This is a genomic window from Mesorhizobium sp. M0816 (assembly GCF_040320005.1).
GTDB lineage: Bacteria > Pseudomonadota > Alphaproteobacteria > Rhizobiales > Rhizobiaceae > Mesorhizobium.
On sequence record NZ_JAMYOT010000060.1, the window covers coordinates 1 to 17,515 of the forward strand.

Here is a 17,515-nt window from a genome sequence, read left to right on the forward strand (position 1 = left end):
TGTGACGAAAATCTCCCCGCCCGAACGTGGATGAAAGGCGTAACGGACAATCTTCTTTGCCTCGCCATCCTGATAACGGGCATTATGAGCCCAGTCCGACCGGCACCGGAAAGACTTGGCTGGCCTGCGCCTTCGGACGTCAGGCCGCCCGGCTCGAATCATTCTACCTGCGCATGCCGCGTCTGTTCGAAGATCTCGCCCTGGCGCGTCGCGACGGCCGCTTTCCCCGTCTCATCGACAAGCTGGCTCGGGTGCAACTGCTCATCCTTGACGACTGGGGCACCCACAGCCTGACCGACCAGCAGCGTCTCGATCTGCTGGAAATCTTCGAGGAACGCTATCGCCGGAAATCAACGCTGATCACCGCCCAACTGCCGATCGCCCAGTGGCACGCCATGATCGGCGAGCATGAGAAAGCAAAAAACACCGCCGCCCTTGACCGGCGCCGAAAACGGCGAAATCAATCGCAAATGACTTCAACCAGGCAACCGAGCGCCGACCCCATCCTGCTGTCCGCGAATTAGTGAAACTGCTGTCCCCGATTTAGCGGAACGACTGTCTCGTTTTTGCGAAATACGCACGTCCGACGCAGCTTGCGTTGACAGAGGCGGTTTTACGCGCAATAGCACTTCCGCTCGGCCTATTTTTGTGGAGTTCAATTGTGGTTCGGCCAAGGGCGCTGGGCGCCGGACCGGCCCCGTGTAAAGAGAGAGAGACCCTGCATGGAAGAATTCTTACCGCGCATCGCCACTGGTGCCGGCATCGGCCCGGCTCTCGCAGAGAAGGCCGTTGGGTTAATGCTGGGTTTCCTGCAAAGCCACGCGGCCGACGGTCCCGTTGCCCGCATGATCGAGGCCATTCCGGGAGCTTCGGAATTAGTAGCGAAGTATCATGGCGACGACCCAGAGGGTGGCGGCCTTATGGGGCTCGGCCAGCAATTGATGAGTGAGGGTCTCAGCATGGCAAAGATCGCCGGCCTCGCCAACGAGACGATCGCCTTCACCAAGGAACGTGTCGGCGACGAACTCGTGGACGAGGTCCTCAATTCAGTTCCTGGCCTTCCCCAGTTCGTCTAATCAGCGGCAGCCGGGGGCGCATGACCTCGTGCGCCCGTACCGGCCGTTCTGCGCAGTAGGCATTCTCCGCCGAGCTTTCCGTACCGATCTCGCCAGACCACCAACCGCCGGGCACGCGAAGCGAGCGTTGGAGTGCTTCATTCGTCTATTCCAAAATCGACCTCAGGCGAATCGATGTGTATAATTTCTGGCGGTAAGGGTTTATCCTGAACGCTTTCGATGAAGCCCGCGAGATAAGCAAACGTATTGTATTTCTCGAGGACCAACCGCTTCGCCTCTCGTATTGCGCCGCGACGCTCCTTCCAGAGGTCCGAGTTGATGATTTCTTGAATTTTTTGGATTACGTTCTTGTCCTCTGGGTCAATCAGAACCATTGAGTCCGAAGGGAAGAACCTCGTGATTGCCGGGCTGCCGTAATAGATCGGCATTGTTTCAGCAACGAAGCAGTCCATAAGCTTCTCTGTGAAATAGTAATCAGCACGAGTATTCTCGAAAGCTATACTGTAACGGTAAGGTGCGAGTGCGTTCCATTTATCTCCAATCAGCCGAAAACCTCGGCCGAACAGGTCAAAATCGAGCTCCTCTCTCAGCCGTTCCAGAAACGCCAGCCGATATCGATGCCCTTTAAGCAGGGCGATGTTACTGGTAATCCATGAGAGCCGAAGCGGCTTGTCCACGACTTCGCTGACCAGAAGTTGGTCATATGTCTTGTTTACAGACCAAGACCGAGTGATAGGTGGAGCCAAAACGAATCGGCGCCCTGCATTCTGCCGAGCAGCCAGCTCTGCGTCAGACGTCAGGACGATAGTATTTTTCCCCTGCCCTTCATGAAATGCGCGATGAGCTTTCGTCGGCGGTTCGCCGATTGCAAAAATTGTCCTGTTTGGGCTCGCCTCGATATCAACAGGGAGCCCAAAAAGAGAAGCAGAGTTAAAGACGATATGCCAATCGGGCACGAAGGATGTCGTGCGTACAAAAGCGACATTGTTCCAGATTCCACTGCCCTTTGGAGTGAGATGGTGGATTGCATCATCCAAAACGCCCCAAGAATCCAGACATGTAGCAACAATGGGCGCCGGACGTTCCGTCAACAATTTGGCCAACAAAGCAGTTCCACCCCATTCACTTCCGTTGGACCGGGAGCAACTTGTGCATCGGGCGCAACACCTCTCTGCGCCTGAAATAGCTCGCGATCCTGATCGATATCAAACACACGATTCTGTGCGACTTCGCGCCATTCGACAACTCATCTCTAAGACCGCGGGAATCCCTTCACTCGTGAAGGTACTCAATCACCATTCCGGGTTGCGGTAACATTGGGCAGCATAAACCTGCCGGGACCCGCCGTCGAGGCAATTGTCGCTTTGCACTTAACCAGGTTCTTCCTCACTTTGTGTGGTGATCAGGCCGGTTGAGTGGCAGCATGCGTGCCCTAAGGAGTTCGGAGCCCGCTCTGCCGTACATCGCACGCTTGATCGTCTTCAGGCGGTTGATCTGCCCTTCCGCCTGGCCGTTGCTCCACCGTAATTCAATGGCATTGCGAACGGCGTCAACGTCACGGCGTAGGACCCGAGCGAAACGCGTGATGGCGACGAGCCCGGAGTTGACGGCATCCTCGATCCAAGTGTCGAGCTTGTCCAATTCACAGGCCCCGCAAAATGCCGCGGAAGCGCATGGCAAGCCTGCGCATCGTGGCAAACTCATGTGATCCTTGCTTCAGGACGTCGACCTTTCTCGCCTGGTTGATCGTCAGCATACCCCGGGCCTTCATGCAGAGGGCCGCGGCGACTACCGGCGAGATCACATGGCCGGTCGCCGGATCCTGGATGGGGACAGCATCGCGGGCTGGTTGATGGCGTATGATCGAAGCAGGCGACGCACTGTCCTCGCCCGTCCTCTCGGCGCGGCGCCAGCTTGGGAGAAGCCGCTCCAGATTCGAGAAACTGCCCGTGTAGCCGCGCTGTTTGATATCGTGGAACAGGTGTCGTCCGCAGCGATTGCCGTCTCTCCAGGACTGGCTAAGAAACGCCTCGAAATATAAGGGTGACGTCGGCTCGACGCGGCCCTGCGTCGGTCGGGTGGCGTGTCGAAATTCAGCCATTTGGCGATGCTGCGCCGGCCGTAGCCGGTACGACGGGCGATCTCGGAACAGGACAGCCCTTTCCTTGCGCAAGGCGTGAACCATTTCGAACACCGTCTGCCGCGATTGTCGATGAGCGTGGCGCACCCGGCGCCGATGCGTTGCGTCAACGTGCGGATCATCCTGCATCAGATCGACTTGCGCGCTCCCGATACCCTTATCGGGCAGCAATGCAGGCCCCGTGGCGCGGCCCGAAAGGCTCATCTGCTCCTCGATTGCGACCCGCAGATTCTACATGAGATGGAACCGATCAGCCACCTGGCGCGCTTGCGGTGCACCCTCGCGAACAGCTTGCGCATAGAGCCCGCATCGGTCTCGGCTCACGATCTCGACGGAAGGGTGCCGCTCTAGCCATTGCGACGCACTCGCCACGCTTCTGTCATCCAGGATGTCGACAACCGAATGGCGCTCCAGGTCCACGATCATCGTGCCGTAGCGCCATGATCGCCGCCAGCTCCAGTCATCGATGCCAACGACCCGAATGGTGGAGTTGCTGTGAGCGACCGCGGCATCTCGCTTCAGCTGCCACAGGATAGTGTCGTCGCAGACCGGCATGCCGAGCCGTCGCATCAAGCGCTCGCCGGGACGGCCGCCGGTGCTATGGCCGAGCAGACCGACAATCTCCGCGACCCTCCAAGGGGAAGCAATCGTCGGCAGACGGTCGGTGAATGTTTGTCGTTCACATTTCTGATGTGCGCACCGCCAGCGGCTCAACCGAGGCTTCACCGTCACGGTCTTGCCCTGGACCGGCAGATTCTGAAGGCTGCGGTTGGACCAGCCATGCCGACTTCGGGTCCGTCGTCCGCAATCTGGGCAAAATGCCGAACGCCGGTCCGGCAGCGGAAACAAGCCAACTGTCATCATCAGTGAGCGCGACACCCCGTATTTTAGCCCCTGGGCCGGGGGACCATTTTGTTTTCGTTCGCATGCCCGCACATAGCGGCATCCCTCGCCAACGGCGAATGAACCACACAAAGTGAGGCAGAGCCCCATTAACTGCCAAGCGACACGATCCTTGGCTGCGTACCCGTCCTCGACGATTCCCTCGGAGCATCATTCCTGGCTAGTCCTTTTACCCGGCCATACGCGATCAGCCACTCACGGCCCGGACGAAATGCGCAAAGCTGGCCGCCGCACGTCACAATGCGCAGCGCCTTATTTGGACGATGCTGATATTTTTTCTTCAACGATTGGTCTCAATGCGAAAGGGCTAGGCCGATCGTTGCCTGGCCGAGCGCCAGACCGCCGTCGTTTGCGGGAATGCTTACGTGCGCCAGCCCCTCCAATCCTGCGACTGTGAGCTCGGCAAGTACGCCTTTGAGCAGCAGCCGATTCTGGAAAGCGCCACCGGACAGTGCGACCGTGCCGACGCCGTTTTCGTTAGTGAGTCCGATGGCCTTCCGCGAGATGATCTCTATCAGCGTCCTGTGGAAGCGCGCAGCAATCAGCCCGGTTTCGGCGCCCAAAGCCTGATCACAAAGAAGCGCTTCCCACAGACCTTTCCAGGAGATAACCGGTCCCTTCCGCGAGGTTGCTGGCCAAGCCTCGGCCGCATCCATGAACGGGCTGGCGAGCGCCTCCATCTCCATGCCGGCTTGCCCCTCGTAGCTCTGGCGCTCCAAACAGATGCCGAGGACTGCCGCGCAGGCATCGAAAAGCCGCCCCGCCGAGGAGGCAAGCGGAGCATTGACGCCCCTCTCGATCATCCGGTCCAGCACCCGAAGCGGCTTTTCGGCCAAGGCGGGGACGAAGGGCCGATCGGCAGGAAGCTTGGCCAGGAAATCCGGACCGAAAGCCGCCCGCAGATGCGCATAGGCATTGCGCCACGGCTCGAGGCTGGCCTTGTCGCCGCCGGGCATGGCGACCGGCTCGAAGTATGCCAGCCTCCGGAACCCTCGATAGCCGCCGAGCAGGAACTCGCCGCCCCAGATCGTGCCGTCATCGCCGTATCCGAGACCGTCGAGGATAATGCCCAGCACCGGCGGTGCGTCGATTGCGCGGCCGTGCTGGGCAAGGCACGAGGCGAGATGCGCGTGATGGTGCTGGACCTGCACAAACCTCGCCGCGGTCTCACGGGCAAGCTCCATGGCAAGCTGGGTCGAACGGTAGCCCGGATTCCGGTCGGCCACAATGAGGTCCGGCTTCGTGTCGAACAGGCTTCGATACAGCCCCAACGCCTGCCTCCACGCGTTCTGGTTCTTCAGCTCGTCGAGGTCGCCGAGATGCTGCGACAGCAGCGCGTTGCCGTCGCCCGCCAGGCAGAACGCGGCCTTTAGGTCGCCGCCCGCAGCCAGCGCCCTGACCGGGCCATCGAAGCCCGCCGGCAGCGCCAGCGGCTCCGGCGCGAAGCCGCGCGCGCGCCGCAACACCGAAATGCCGTGCCCGTCGAATCGCACCACGCTGTCGTCGAGCCGGTTGACAATCTCGCGGTCGTGCATCAGCCAGAAGTCGGCGATCCCGGCAAGCTCCTGCCGCGCCTCGTCATTGTCCGTGCATTGCGGCTCGCCCGAACGATTGCCGGAGGTCATCACCACCGGACCGTCCAGCGCCCGCAGCAAGAGATGATGCAACGGCGTGTAGGGCAGCATGAAACCGAGCCGCTCGTGCTGCGGCGCCACGCCCGCCGCAACGCCGCAGCTGTCACGGCGCTTCACCAGCACGATCGGCGCCGCTCGGGCGGCAAGCGCCACGCGCTCCTCGCCCGACAGCTCCGCGAATTCGGCAAGCTGCTCCAAGTCGCGCGCCATCAGCGCGAACGGCTTACCGTCGCGCTTCTTGCGGGCGCGCAGCTGCGCCACCGCCGCTTCGTCCGTCGCGTCGCAGGCGAGGTGGAACCCGCCGATGCCCTTGATCGCGACGATCCGCCCTTCCCCGATCAGCGCCGCCGCCTCGCGGATCACCGCCTGCGGGCCGCCGCCGACCACGACGTGGTCTGGACCTTCCAACCAGACGCGCGGGCCGCAGGCCGGGCAGGCGATCGGCTGGGCGTGATAGCGGCGGTCGGCCGGATTTTCATACTCGGCCCGGCATTCCTCGCAGGTCGAAAATCGTGCCATAGCGGTCGAGCGGCGGTCATAGGGGATAGCCTTGACGATTGACAGACGCGGCCCGCAATGCGTGCAATTGGCGAACGGGTAGAAATAGCGCCGGTCCTTGGGGTCGAGCACTTCCGCAAGACATTCCAGGCAGCAGGCGGCATCGGGCACGATGCCGGTCTTCACCCGCCCGCCCGCGCTCGCCGCTATGGCGAAGCCGCCCGCCGGCCGCGGCCCCTCAAGCGTCGCCGTCTCGATCCCGTCGATCCGCGCCAACGGCGGGCATTGCGCCTTTAGCCTGTCCGCGAAGGTCTCGAACTCGGCATCGCTGCACCACAGCGCGATCTCCACGCCTGCAGCATCGTTGCGGACGTGACCCGATAGCCCCATAGCGGTCGCGATGCGCCACACTGTCGGCCGGAAGCCGACGCCTTGCACCAGCCCCGTCACCCGGACCAGGCGTCCCTCCACTGCGGGCTCGGCGAGCGGCGGGCCCATCAGCGCACCGTGCACACTATGCACGGGTCCAACGACCGCACGATGTGCTGGACTGCAACCGGCTCGGTCTCGCCGAGCCGCACCGGCGCACCTTCGAGCGCCAGCTCCAGCGGGCCACGATTGCCGGCCCAGTCGCGTGGCGAAAAGTTCTGCAATGCGTAGAGCAGGTCGATCTGCGCGTGGTGGCGGCGACGAACCGCGATCTGGAGAAAGAGCTGCACCCCGTTCTTCAGCGTGAGCGTGAGGTTTTCCGGATGACAGAGCTTGGTGATGTACTGGTAGATGCCGGCCTCGTTGATGCCGTCGATGGTGTCATGCGCGTCGGTGTAGCCCGAGATGATCATGCGCACGATGTCCGGCCAGCGGGTGCGCGCCTGCTTCAGGAACTCGGTGCGGCAGGTGCCGGCTATGCGCTGGTCACACAGGATGATCTGGATCCATTCCATCTCCAGGATCGAGCTGGCGGCCTTGGTGTCGCTGGCTACGTGGACATCGAAATCCTCGCTCAGGACGCGCCGTTGCGCCTCCAGCGAGCGGATTTCGTCGTCGACGATCAATATGCCCGGCAGGTCGCTCACGATGCCTTTTTCCTTCCCTCCCGGCCGGCCTGCCAGGCGACGTCGCGGTGGCGGGCGATCGTCACTGGGGTGCGCGACTTCGGCACCTTGTGCACGAAATTATGCCGCGCGACGTGGTAGCTTGGGTCGAAGCCATAGAAATTGCGGCGCATCCGCGAAAGCTCCTCCTCGCGATAGGCGCAAAGCGGCTTGGCCGCCTCGTCGGCTGCGCGCCGGGCTTGTTTTTCGGCGAGCAACCCCGGAAACTCTTCGCTCCCGGCCAGCGCGGCAGCCGACGCCCTCACTTGCGCCGTGAACAGCTCGCTTGCCCCCGCGAACACCCGGTTGGCCAGATTCAGATTCAGCGCCTCCTTCGCGCCCATCGGCAGGCGCGCTGCCGCGATCCGGCGGGCATTCTCAGTCCCGCAGCAGCTCGGCAGGAGATAGGTCCAGAACTCCGAGCCGTAGAGATTGCCCATGTCCTTGTAATGCGGGTTGAGGATGACGCTCGAGCGCATCCAGAGCTGGTCGGTGCTGCGGGCGAGAAACACGCCGCCCGCTGCCGCATTTCCGGCAAGCGCTGCTACGGTGATGTGGCTTGTCGTGCGGATGATCGCATCGGCGAGGTCGTCGATGGCATTGATGTTGACCCAGGAATCGTCGGCCGCGCTGTCGGCCGCCTCGATCCGGTTGAGGTCGAGCCCGTTGGACCAGAACTGCGGCCCTCCGCACAGCACGATCGCCCTGGTCGGACGCTCCGTCGCTTTTGTATAAGCGTCCAAAAGTCTTCGACAGGCGTCCTTTCCCATTGCACCGTTATAGAAGGGGAAGTGCAGATAGCCGACCGCAGCTTCTTCTTCGTAGATGATGTCCTGATAACCGCCCGGTGAATTGAGCGGGATCTCCGGCAGGTCTGCAACTTCCTTCGCGAAGACCATGGTCGCCGGCAGCTTGAACGGGTGTGGCGAATTGGGATGCCGGACATGGCCGATCCACAACGCGCCGTCGCCGGTGACGATGGCGATCGCCGGCCCGCTTCTGGCGGCGACCACTCCCGGCTCGGGGAGCGATATCTTGCCCCGTTCACCCCGCGCGAGAGGCAAGTCACCCCCTGGTTCACGTGCGTCTCGCGCGTCGAAAAGGAAGACCGTTTCGCCGAAAAGTTCGTCCCGCACGCCGGGCGCGCCGTCGGCTGCTGCGATATTCTTCAGCACCGTTTCGGTCGTGTCGGCAGCCCAATCGATCCGCCGGTCCGCCTGTTTGATCGCGTCCCGCCACCGGCCCAGCGGCGCTACAGATTGTTCTTCCAGGGCAATCGGCTTTTCGCCCTGCTCGAACCGCGCGATCGCTTCGAGCACCGCCGTCACCGCCGCGTCGGTCACCTCGTTGCTGTAGAGGCTCGATTTCGTCGCCTTTCGCATCGCGAAGGTGGCGCTCGCCCAGACCGGCCCCGCATCCATTTGGGCCGCCGCTTCCAGCACCGTGACACCCCACTGCGTCGCCCCGTCCACCATCGCCCAGTCCAGCGCGGAGGGGCCGCGGTCGCCGACGATGCCTGGGTGAACGATCATACAGCATCGATTTTCATAGACTTCTTTCGGGATTGCCCGCTTCAGAAACGGGGCAATAACGAGGTCCGGCCGAAACAAATCTACCGCCTCCATGGTCCGCTCGTCGTTGACGTCCATCTCGACCGAGACCTCGTGTGCGTGCTCGCCAAGCGCCACGAAAATCCTCTGACTCAAGGCGTTGAAGGCGGTGACGAGAAGCAGAATGCGCATCTTCAGCAGATCCTCGGGAGCTGTTCCCCGGCGATCCAGTCGACCACGCGCATACCGCCAAGTCTCGTTTTCATCCGCACCAGCGCATGCTGGTCTGTGACGACTTCGCCAATGATTGCGGCATCCCGGCCCATGGGATGAGCGCGTATCTCGGCGAGCAAAGTCTTCGCGTCTTGCGCCACGCAGATGGCGATCAGCTTGCCTTCGTTGGCAACATTCAGCGGGTCGAGGCCGAGCAGTTCGCACGCCGCCGCGACCTCCGGCTTCACCGGAACCGCCGCTTCCCGGATTACCATTCCGACCTTGGACTGCTGCGCGATTTCGTTCAGCGTCGCCGACAGTCCGCCGCGCGTGGGGTCACGCAACACCCGGATACCAGGAACGGAGCCAAGCATCGCCGCCACCAGATCGTGCAGAGCTTGGCTGTCGGAGATAATTTCCGTTTCAAAATCAAGGTGTTCGCGCTTCGACAGGATTGCGACTCCGTGGTCGCCCATGGTGCCGGAGACAAGGATTGCATCGCCCGGCCGGGCATTGCTTCCGGAGATGTCTGTGCCGTCCGCCAGCACGCCAACAGCGGTCGCGGAGATGAAAACGCCGTCGCCTTTGCCCTTCTCCACCACCTTGGTGTCGCCCGTAACCACGGGTACGCCTGCTTCCCGGGCGGCAAAAGCCATTGAAACAACTATTCTTTCCAGTTCGGCCAACGGAAAACCTTCCTCCAGGATGAAGGACGCGGACAACCAGAGCGGCCGCGCGCCCATCATGGCGACGTCGTTAATCGTGCCGTGGACCGCCAGTGCTCCGATATCCCCGCCCGGAAAGAACAGAGGCGAGATGACATGCGCGTCCGTTGCCATCACCAGGCGTCCGCAGACGGTGCCGAGCAGGGCCGCGTCGTTAGCCTGGGCCAGGAACTCGTTGGCCAGATGTCTTTGAAAAATATCCCGAATCAGCTCGGCCATCGCGCGGCCGCCCGCGCCATGCGTCATGTCCACCGCGCCGCGGACCGACGAGGTGGTGACGGCTAGGCTGGGATCGTTCGCGCTCATTATTCCGCCGCCTCCAACAGCTTCGGCTCGCGGAAACGGCCATAGGTCCAGTAGGCCGCGCAGGCGCCTTCGGAGGAGACCATGCATGAGCCAATCGGGTTCTGCGGCGTGCACACGGTGCCGAACAGCTTGCAGTCGGTCGGCTTCTTCACCCCGCGCAGGATCGAAGGGCATTCGCAGGACTTCACCTGGCGCGAAGCCTTGACCGACAGCTCGAAACGCTTCTCGGCGTCGAAATCGGCATAAGCGTCGCGGATGCGCAGGGCGCTGTAGGGCACGGTGCCGAGGCCGCGCCAGTCAAAGGTCTTGCGCAGCTCGAAGACCTCGCTCACCAGTGCCTGCGCCTTGAGGTTGCCCTCCTCGGTCACGACGCGGGTATATTCGTTCTCGACCTCGTGCCGGTCTTCATTGACCTGCCGGATCAGCATCAGGATGGACTGCATGACGTCCAGCGGTTCGAAGCCGGCGATGACAACCGGCTTCTGGAATTCCTCGGCAAAGAATTCATATGGCTGCGAGCCGATCACGGAGGAGACGTGCGAAGGTCCCAGAAACCCGTCAATCTTGACGATGCCCAGTTCCCGCACTTCCGGCGATTCAAGAATGTGAGAGATCGCGGCCGGCGTGAGCACATGGTTGCAGAACACGCTGAAATTCTTGAACCCCTCGGCTTGCGCCGTCTTGATCGCGACGGCCGTCGGCGGCGTCGTGGTTTCGAAACCGATGGCGAAGAAGACGACTTGCCGCTCGGGGTTTTCACGCGCGATCTTTAGGGCATCGAGCGTTGAATAGACCATGCGGACATCCGCTCCGTCCGCCTTGGCGCGGATCAGGCTGCGTTGCTTGGTGCCCGGCACGCGCATCATGTCGCCGTAGGTGCAAAGGATGACCCCGTGCCGCTCGGCGAGCTCCACCGCATCGTCGAGGCGAGAGATGGGAAGCACGCAAACGGGGCATCCGGGTCCGTGCACGAAATGCACGTTCTGCGGCATCAGGTCCTGCACGCCGTGGCGAAAAATCGCATGCGTGTGCCCACCGCAGAACTCCATGAAATGGTAGCTCTTTTCCGGATCAGCCTCGATCGCGATGGCGCCGGCGATGGTCTTCGCAAGCTCCTGGTCGCGATATTCGTCGACATATTTCACGCCGAAATCTCCTCCAGCCCCTCCTCCAGCACGCCCGCTTCGGCCATCAGCTGCAGCGTGCGCTCGGCCTCCTCGGGGCTCACCTTGTGGAGCGCATAACCGACATGGACGAGCACGAAATCGCCAAGCGAAACGTCTGCCACCAAAGCCAATGAGATGCGCTTCGTGACCCTGTCGAACGCGACCACGGCCATGTCGTCATCGAGCAGTTCAACGACGCGGGCGGGAATGGCCAGGCACATCAGGCTGCTCCGAGCTCGGCCGCCCGCCGATGGCCGACTAGCGCCATGGCGCGGACCGCGCCGATCCAGGCCGTCCAGTCCGACATCCCCTCGCCCGTGCGCGCGGAAACCCTCAGCACCTTGATCCGCGGGTTCACCTTTCGGGCGTTGGCGATGCAGGCCTCCACGTCGAAGTCGAGATGCGGCAACAGGTCAGTCTTGTTGAGGATCATGAGATCGGCGGCGGCGAACATGTCGTGATATTTCAATGGCTTGTCCTCTCCCTCGGTGACTGAGAGCACCACCACCTTGTGTGCCTCGCCTAGGTCGAAGCCCGCCGGACAGACGAGGTTTCCCACGTTTTCGACGAGGAGCAGGCCTCCTTCGGCAAGGTCGAGGTGATCTGCGGCATGGCCGACCATATGCGCGTCGAGGTGGCAGCCCTTGCCGGTGTTGACCTGGATCGCGGGCGCGCCGGTGGCGCGGATGCGGTCGGCATCATTGGAAGTCTGCTGGTCGCCCTCGATCACGGCGATCGGCAACTTGCCCTTCAGTGCCTCGATCGTGCGGCAAAGCAGCGTCGTTTTGCCAGAGCCGGGGCTGGAGACGAGGTTGAGCGCAAGCACGCCGCGCTCGGCGAACATTTTCCTGTTCGCATCGGCATACTCGTTGTTCTTGGAATGGATATCCTTTTCCAGCTTGACCATCCGCGCCTGGCTCATGCCCGGCGCACGGGTGCCACCGGGGCCCGAGCCACAATCGTGCACATGATCGTCATGATGGGGGCCGTGATCATGATCGTGGTGGTGATCATGATCGTGGCCGTGATGATGGTGATGGCCATGCGCCTTGCCCTCGATCCGGACGGCGCCCTCGCCGCATCCGCAAATAGTGCACATCAGCTCACCTCCAATTCCCTGATCTTCATTTCTTGGCCGCCGGTCACCTGCAGCTGATGGCTTCCGCAGTCCGGGCATGGATCAAAGCGTGCCGCGATCGGCACGCTCTGGCCGCAAGGCATGCACCAGGCCCTGCCTTCCGTCTCGACGATTTCCAGCCTTGCGTCTTGCGCCAGAGAGCCACGCATGACGACATCGAAGCCGAACTTCAGCGCCTCGACCTCGACAGCGGATAGCCGCCCGATTTCCATGCAGACGCGGCCCACCTTCCGAAAATCCTGTCTCGCGGCCTCTTCCTCGATGATGCCACGGACGCTCTCGCATATCGCCATCTCGTGCATCAGCGGAGCCTGATATCGTAGCCGACGCAGGGGTCGATGGCCCGGACCAGGAGATCGGCCTGGACCGCCAGATCTTCACGTCTGGATGCAGCGAGCGCCGAAAGCGAGCTCGCGGCAATGCCGCTCTCGGCGAAATGAATGCTGGTCGGAGCCGTGATGGCGTAGTCGGCGATTCGGTCGTCGTTCAAAACAATCCGATGTTCCAGCCGGCCGCGTGCTGCCTCGGCGAAGGCAGTAGCAGAGCGGCCCCCGTTCTCGTCGCGAAAGACTTCGCGCGTAGGCACTTCGGACCCCTCCGCGACATCCCGCAGGGCCGCGAGCCCTCCGGCGATCTGCGCCGGCAGCGTCGATGCCTCGACCACGCGGGCAGCCAGCCGCGCGGCCAGGCCGGCTCCACCGTTTTCGGAAAGGAAAGCGCGAACGAGCGGCGCACCAGCCTGCCTGGCGAGGCAGCTCGTGTCGGCCGACGTTTCCTTCGGCAAATGTTCGTTTCCCCCGTTTGTCGTTTCGGGGTGGCCTATCATGGCCCAGCCCCTTGCCAAGACCGGGGCGATGAGACGGGCCGCAATCGTGCCGCGCTCCATAGCCCACTGCGCGAAGGCATCGCGATCCATCTCGCCAAGCGGCTTTTCGCCTTCGTAGACCACGGACTGCGTTAGATGGCTCGCTTCGGCGGCCGTTTCGGCAGCGTCCGCGCCCGGAATCCCCACGCACACGCCGGGAACGAACGCATTCCCGCCTGGAAAAAGTGCCTGCTTGAGGCGCTGCGGCAGGCGCATAGACCGGCGCAGGGTTTTACCGTCGGCAGGCTCGCCCGCGAGACTGGCAGTATCCAAGCCAATGCGCAGCAGGTGCTCGCGCAGCGTTTCGGTAAGCACAAGAAGCCGCCGCGCTTGCTTCGTGCGCCGGTCCGTCCCGATCTCCAGGGCCGCCTCGGCTGCCTCAACGCTCGCCGCCGACTGCGCAATACTACAGACACTGAACAGCGAACCGATCGCCGAGATGACCTCCGTCACCGGCCGGGCTCGCACGATCGGGCCAAGCGCAACCGGGCGCGGCGGCGTGACGATGGCTTCCATAACGCGACCGCCATCGCAGACGAGATCGATGGAGACGCGGCCATCAACGCTCATGCAGCGGTCTCCTCCTTGTCGCCCAAACCGAACAGCCAGCGGCGGGTCAATTTCGCCGGCTGGGAGCTCGCGGGTGTTCCGGCTGTCTCAACCTCGTCCAACGCGCTTGCCTCTTCCTCAGGTAGCCGGCCTTCCCAGACACGGATCATCTCGCCGTCTTCGTCTTCTTCCGCCTCACGGTTGAACAGTTCCGCAAGCACCTGCCGCGCGGCCTCTTGCGCACTCTCCTGGTCGGCGAATTCGAACATCGGCGAGAACAGCGAGCACATGCGGTAGCAGCCGAGCTCCTCTTCATAGGCCCGGAAGAACTCGAACCGGCCCGCCGGGAATGATGCATGCTCCTTCGTGCCCGTAGGCACGCGCGGGCGCGCTTGCCCGTCGCCAAATGGTAGAAGCACGAGGTTCATGAACCAGGGCGTGACAAGAACCGCGAGCCATTTGCCCTGCCACTGCCGCACGCCCACCGCGCTGACGCAAAGCGCCGGATTGAGGATCGGAATTCCTGCCATGGCCGTCCGTTCGATCCGCTGAAACACGAACTCTAGATGGGCAGCGACGGCTTGCGAATGATCCATGTCAATCGCTCACGACCATGAAGCCCTGCTTGGAGCCGTCACAGGTGGGGCAGCTCCAGTTGGCCGGCAGTTCGGCGAAGGGCGTGCCGGGCGGGATCTGCCAGTAGTCGTCGCCCTCAGCCGGGTCGTAGACATGCCAGCAAATCCTGCATTCGAGCCGCGACATCGGGCCGATCTTGGCATTGTCGCCGCCATATGAACCGGCAAAGAAGGAGTCGTTCACCGGTAGACCTCCAGGATTTCGAGGAGCCGCTGGCGGCTGTCCGCAATATCCTCGGGCGCAGCGCGGACCACCCCCGGCAAGGCCGTGACCTCGATCGTGTTGAGGATGAGATCGTCGGTCGAATTGAAGAAGCGCACCCACCAGACGCCGCGCGTCCCCGTCGTGGTCACGCGGCAATTGCCGTAGCCACGCGACAGCACGACCACCGGCCCGTGGCCAAGCAGGCCGTCGAGGAAGGTCAAGTCCTCTTCAGTGTGCGGCAGCAGCGACAGGTTTATGGCGTGCGGCCCGACGTCGGGCCCGACGAGCGGGATGCGGCCATTGAGCTCCGAAATCAGCGGCGGCGCGTTGAAGACGCCCGTCGGATAGGTCGCCGGCGCAGCGAGCGTATTGCGGCAGCCGGCGAAGGCCCTCTCCAGCACGGCCGAGGGAAAGGCGCCGACCTCGACGAAATCGCGCACGAGCCTGCCATCCGTTCCGGTCTGGCGCACGCGCCAGATACCGGCGAGCACCGACTCCTGAGCCTTCAGGTCGTCGCCGCAGATGATCAAGACCTCGCCCTCGCCCAGCGCCTGGTCGATCAGCGCAAGATTGGCGTCGTCGAGGCCGGAAAGATCATGCACCGCGTTTTCGCAATCCGGCGAGGACCGGCCGAGGCTTTCAGCCAGCGCGGAGAGCACCGCCAAAGCAGCTTCGAGCCCGGCGACATTTTCCTTCTCCGGCAACATGGGTGACGCAGAGGTCGCCATGCCCTTCGGCATTTCCATATACTGCAAGTCGCTGCCGTCCCCTTCGCTCGGCTGTGAACCCGGCCCGATGCCGCCGAATAGCGATGCTGCCATGATGCGCCCTCCCGGCCGCTTTCGCTCACTGGAAATGATCGTGGTCGTGACGGTCGTGGGTCGCGCAGGCTTCGGGAAGCTCGAAACGCGGCGGCGCGCTCGGCCCGCGCCTCAGTTTGCCGTCGATCTCAGTGAGGTAGTCTTCCCAGTCGAGCACGCGCTTTATGGCGCCGAGATATTCGCCGTTCCTCAGGAAGACAAGCGCCGGGAAGGCGTCGAAGCGATAGCGGCTTTGCAGCTCGCGTTCGCTCTCGCGCGATACCACGGCGGGCTTGAACACGCCCTGGAAGGCCTGCACCAGCTCCGGGAGGATCACCGCCACATCGTTGCTCTCGGCGAGCCGCAACCAGTCACCGGGAAAAAACAGCGCGGTGAGGTCGTGGGCCTCGGCGAATGCGTCGATGTTCGCCTCGTCAACCACCGGGATGCGGTGGCGCTCCATCATCATGGTGAGAACGGGTGAAAACATGGACTCAGGCGTCCTCCGTGCCTTGCGGTGAAAGGGCTTGCCCCGGCCGCAAATGCTCCGGCAGTTGCGGCTCGCGGCCGACCAGGTCGGCGAAGAGGTGGTCGAGGTCGGTGTCGCCGGCGAGCGCACGCTCCGTCGCTTCGATCGCGTCGGCGATCAGGCGCGCCGTCTCGGCAGTGACAGTCTCGCGCGCGGTGTCGAGGAAGGCGAGTATCCACGTACCCGCTGGCTGGTCGCCCACCAGGGTCATATCGAGGCGCCGCGTGCCGCTGCGACCGGTGCACAGGGCAATGCCGCCGCTGCATTCAACCACCTGGAAGGGAACGCCGACACACATCAGCCCTGCCTTCCAGACGATTGCAAAAGCGCGTCGACCTCGCACTCGAAATTCGCCGGACCAGCGAAGGCACCATTCTCGAGAAGCCGCGCGCCGTGACGACAGGCCTCTTCCGGTCGGGGTCGACCGCTCTCGTAGATGCCGATGCGCATTTCGCGCGAGGCGAGCGTCTCTTCTTCGGCCAGCGGTTCGGTGCGCTTGGCGATCGTCGCGCCGAGCCAGGCGAGCCACTCGATGGCGATCTCGATTGCAGGCTCGATCTGAGCCTTCACCGCGGGCCGGAGACTGCCGCCGTAGTCGTCCAGCTCGACCGGTTGCACGCCGACGAGAAGGAGATGGGCGGGATAGTCACCCATCATCTCGGCCATGGCGAGAACTTCCTGAAAGCCAGTCTGGTGGAGCGAAATCTTCTTCACACCGAGGAAGGCCGGCACCTCGCTGCCTTCGACGAGCTTCAGCGTGCCGGGCGCCAAGCCGTAGTCGACCGCGTCGAACACCACGAGGATGTCGGCCTCGCGGATATGTTGGAGGAGGTAGATGCCCTGCGTGCCGCCATCCATGGCCCGGACGTTGTCCGCCGTTTCGCAGAGCCGGTGGAACTCCTCCACCACGCGGATGCCGAAGCCCTCGTCGGCCCATAGCAGATTTCCGATGCCGAGCACGAGCACCCGTGGCGCGTCGTTCATTGGGAAGCCTCCTTTCGACCTTTTTCTTCCAGCAGCAAGAGGCGGGCCAATTGGCCGGGGGCCGGCAAATGGTTGCGAAATAGGTTGATCTCTGGATAGCGAACGACGCGTATGGAAAGCGCGATGACGATTTTACCGCACAAACGGAAAGTATCCTTCCATTGACGGATACGGCAACGGCCGGACTGAGAACCGAATTCCAGGCCGATGGAAAGTTTGCGTTCACTCGCCCTCCCCACTCCGCCTCGCTCCGCACCTTTGCCCTGAAAGGGATAGAGGAAGGGCGCCGGGCGTTGCGGTTGGCACTTCCTCTCCCCGTCGAACGGAGGAGAGGTGTCGAGGCAAGCCGAGACGAAGTGTGGATCGACTTGAAGGCAACCCGTCTTGAAGAAAAGAGCCGGGGGGGGGGCACCCCCCCCCCCGCCGGGGGGGGGGGGGGAGTGCTATTGGGGGGGACCAGGCGCGCCGGGGGCGGGCACAGTGCCCCCGCCCGCGCACCAAAAAG

The 17,515-nt window shown here is 63.0% G+C and carries 18 protein-coding genes and 1 pseudogene; 2 read left to right on the forward strand and 17 right to left on the reverse strand.

Features of this window, described 5'->3' with window-relative positions; translation table 11 throughout:
- The first annotated feature begins 56 nt into the window (after positions 1-56).
- On the forward strand, positions 57-524 hold the full coding sequence (locus NKI17_RS35585; protein ID WP_502894720.1) for an ATP-binding protein: 468 nt from the start codon (positions 57-59) through the stop codon (positions 522-524).
- A gap of 198 nt (positions 525-722) precedes the next feature.
- Positions 723-1,076, forward strand: coding sequence for a hypothetical protein (locus NKI17_RS35590; protein WP_023679095.1), 354 nt, complete (start codon positions 723-725; stop codon positions 1,074-1,076).
- Between the two features lie 137 nt (positions 1,077-1,213).
- Here NKI17_RS35590 and NKI17_RS35595 read toward each other — a convergent pair whose 3' ends face one another.
- The 17 genes and pseudogenes from NKI17_RS35595 to NKI17_RS35680 all read right to left on the reverse strand — a co-directional run bounded on the left by NKI17_RS35595 (position 1,214) and on the right by NKI17_RS35680 (position 17,010).
- Complete coding sequence (locus NKI17_RS35595; protein ID WP_198023618.1) at positions 1,214-2,179, reverse strand: glycosyltransferase family 10 domain-containing protein; 966 nt, start codon at positions 2,177-2,179, stop codon at positions 1,214-1,216.
- 283 nt (positions 2,180-2,462) lie between these two features.
- Positions 2,463-4,144, reverse strand: a pseudogene (locus NKI17_RS35600) (ISL3 family transposase).
- 268 nt (positions 4,145-4,412) lie between these two features.
- Positions 4,413-6,749, reverse strand: coding sequence for a carbamoyltransferase HypF (gene hypF / locus NKI17_RS35605; RefSeq protein WP_352611125.1), 2,337 nt, complete (start codon positions 6,747-6,749; stop codon positions 4,413-4,415).
- On the reverse strand, positions 6,749-7,327 hold the full coding sequence (locus NKI17_RS37250; RefSeq protein WP_023679098.1) for a response regulator: 579 nt from the start codon (positions 7,325-7,327) through the stop codon (positions 6,749-6,751). The genes hypF and NKI17_RS37250 overlap by 1 nt, the downstream gene beginning before the upstream one ends.
- Positions 7,324-9,087, reverse strand: a complete 1,764-nt coding sequence (locus NKI17_RS35620; protein WP_023679099.1) for an enoyl-CoA hydratase-related protein — start codon at positions 9,085-9,087, stop codon at positions 7,324-7,326. The genes NKI17_RS37250 and NKI17_RS35620 overlap by 4 nt, the downstream gene beginning before the upstream one ends.
- 2 nt (positions 9,088-9,089) lie before the next feature.
- The gene (hypE, locus tag NKI17_RS35625) at positions 9,090-10,139 is read right to left on the reverse strand and encodes a hydrogenase expression/formation protein HypE (RefSeq protein ID WP_023679100.1); all 1,050 of its coding nucleotides are present in this window, start codon (positions 10,137-10,139) and stop codon (positions 9,090-9,092) included.
- Positions 10,139-11,284 (reverse strand): hydrogenase formation protein HypD, encoded by a 1,146-nt coding sequence (gene hypD, locus NKI17_RS35630; protein WP_023679101.1) that lies wholly within the window; start codon positions 11,282-11,284, stop codon positions 10,139-10,141. Before hypD ends, hypE begins: the two co-directional genes overlap by 1 nt.
- Positions 11,281-11,526, reverse strand: a complete 246-nt coding sequence (locus NKI17_RS35635) for a HypC/HybG/HupF family hydrogenase formation chaperone (protein WP_023679102.1) — start codon at positions 11,524-11,526, stop codon at positions 11,281-11,283. Before NKI17_RS35635 ends, hypD begins: the two co-directional genes overlap by 4 nt.
- On the reverse strand, positions 11,526-12,404 hold the full coding sequence (hypB, locus tag NKI17_RS35640; RefSeq protein ID WP_023679103.1) for a hydrogenase nickel incorporation protein HypB: 879 nt from the start codon (positions 12,402-12,404) through the stop codon (positions 11,526-11,528). The genes NKI17_RS35635 and hypB overlap by 1 nt, the downstream gene beginning before the upstream one ends.
- Positions 12,404-12,745: a hydrogenase maturation nickel metallochaperone HypA gene (gene hypA / locus NKI17_RS35645; protein WP_023679104.1), complete on the reverse strand. Its 342-nt coding sequence runs from the start codon at positions 12,743-12,745 to the stop codon at positions 12,404-12,406. The genes hypB and hypA overlap by 1 nt, the downstream gene beginning before the upstream one ends.
- Positions 12,745-13,824 (reverse strand): hypothetical protein, encoded by a 1,080-nt coding sequence (locus tag NKI17_RS35650; RefSeq protein ID WP_352785076.1) that lies wholly within the window; start codon positions 13,822-13,824, stop codon positions 12,745-12,747. Before NKI17_RS35650 ends, hypA begins: the two co-directional genes overlap by 1 nt.
- A gap of 50 nt (positions 13,825-13,874) precedes the next feature.
- Positions 13,875-14,453, reverse strand: coding sequence for a [NiFe]-hydrogenase assembly chaperone HybE (gene hybE / locus NKI17_RS35655; protein ID WP_023679106.1), 579 nt, complete (start codon positions 14,451-14,453; stop codon positions 13,875-13,877).
- 1 nt (position 14,454) lies between these two features.
- Entirely contained in the window at positions 14,455-14,676 is a 222-nt protein-coding gene (locus NKI17_RS35660) for a rubredoxin (RefSeq protein ID WP_023679107.1), read from the reverse strand.
- A complete protein-coding gene (locus NKI17_RS35665; protein ID WP_023679108.1) occupies positions 14,673-15,518 on the reverse strand; it encodes a hydrogenase expression/formation protein in 846 nt (281 codons plus the stop codon). Before NKI17_RS35665 ends, NKI17_RS35660 begins: the two co-directional genes overlap by 4 nt.
- Before the next feature lie 25 nt (positions 15,519-15,543).
- On the reverse strand, positions 15,544-15,987 hold the full coding sequence (locus NKI17_RS35670) for a thioredoxin domain-containing protein (protein WP_023679109.1): 444 nt from the start codon (positions 15,985-15,987) through the stop codon (positions 15,544-15,546).
- Positions 15,988-15,991: 4 nt separating this feature from the next.
- Complete coding sequence (locus tag NKI17_RS35675) at positions 15,992-16,324, reverse strand: HypC/HybG/HupF family hydrogenase formation chaperone (protein ID WP_023679110.1); 333 nt, start codon at positions 16,322-16,324, stop codon at positions 15,992-15,994.
- Positions 16,324-17,010 carry a HyaD/HybD family hydrogenase maturation endopeptidase gene (locus NKI17_RS35680; RefSeq protein WP_352572506.1) on the reverse strand — a complete coding sequence of 229 codons (687 nt, stop codon included), beginning with the start codon at positions 17,008-17,010 and terminating at the stop codon, positions 16,324-16,326. The genes NKI17_RS35675 and NKI17_RS35680 overlap by 1 nt, the downstream gene beginning before the upstream one ends.
- Between the last annotated feature and the right edge of the window lie 505 nt (positions 17,011-17,515).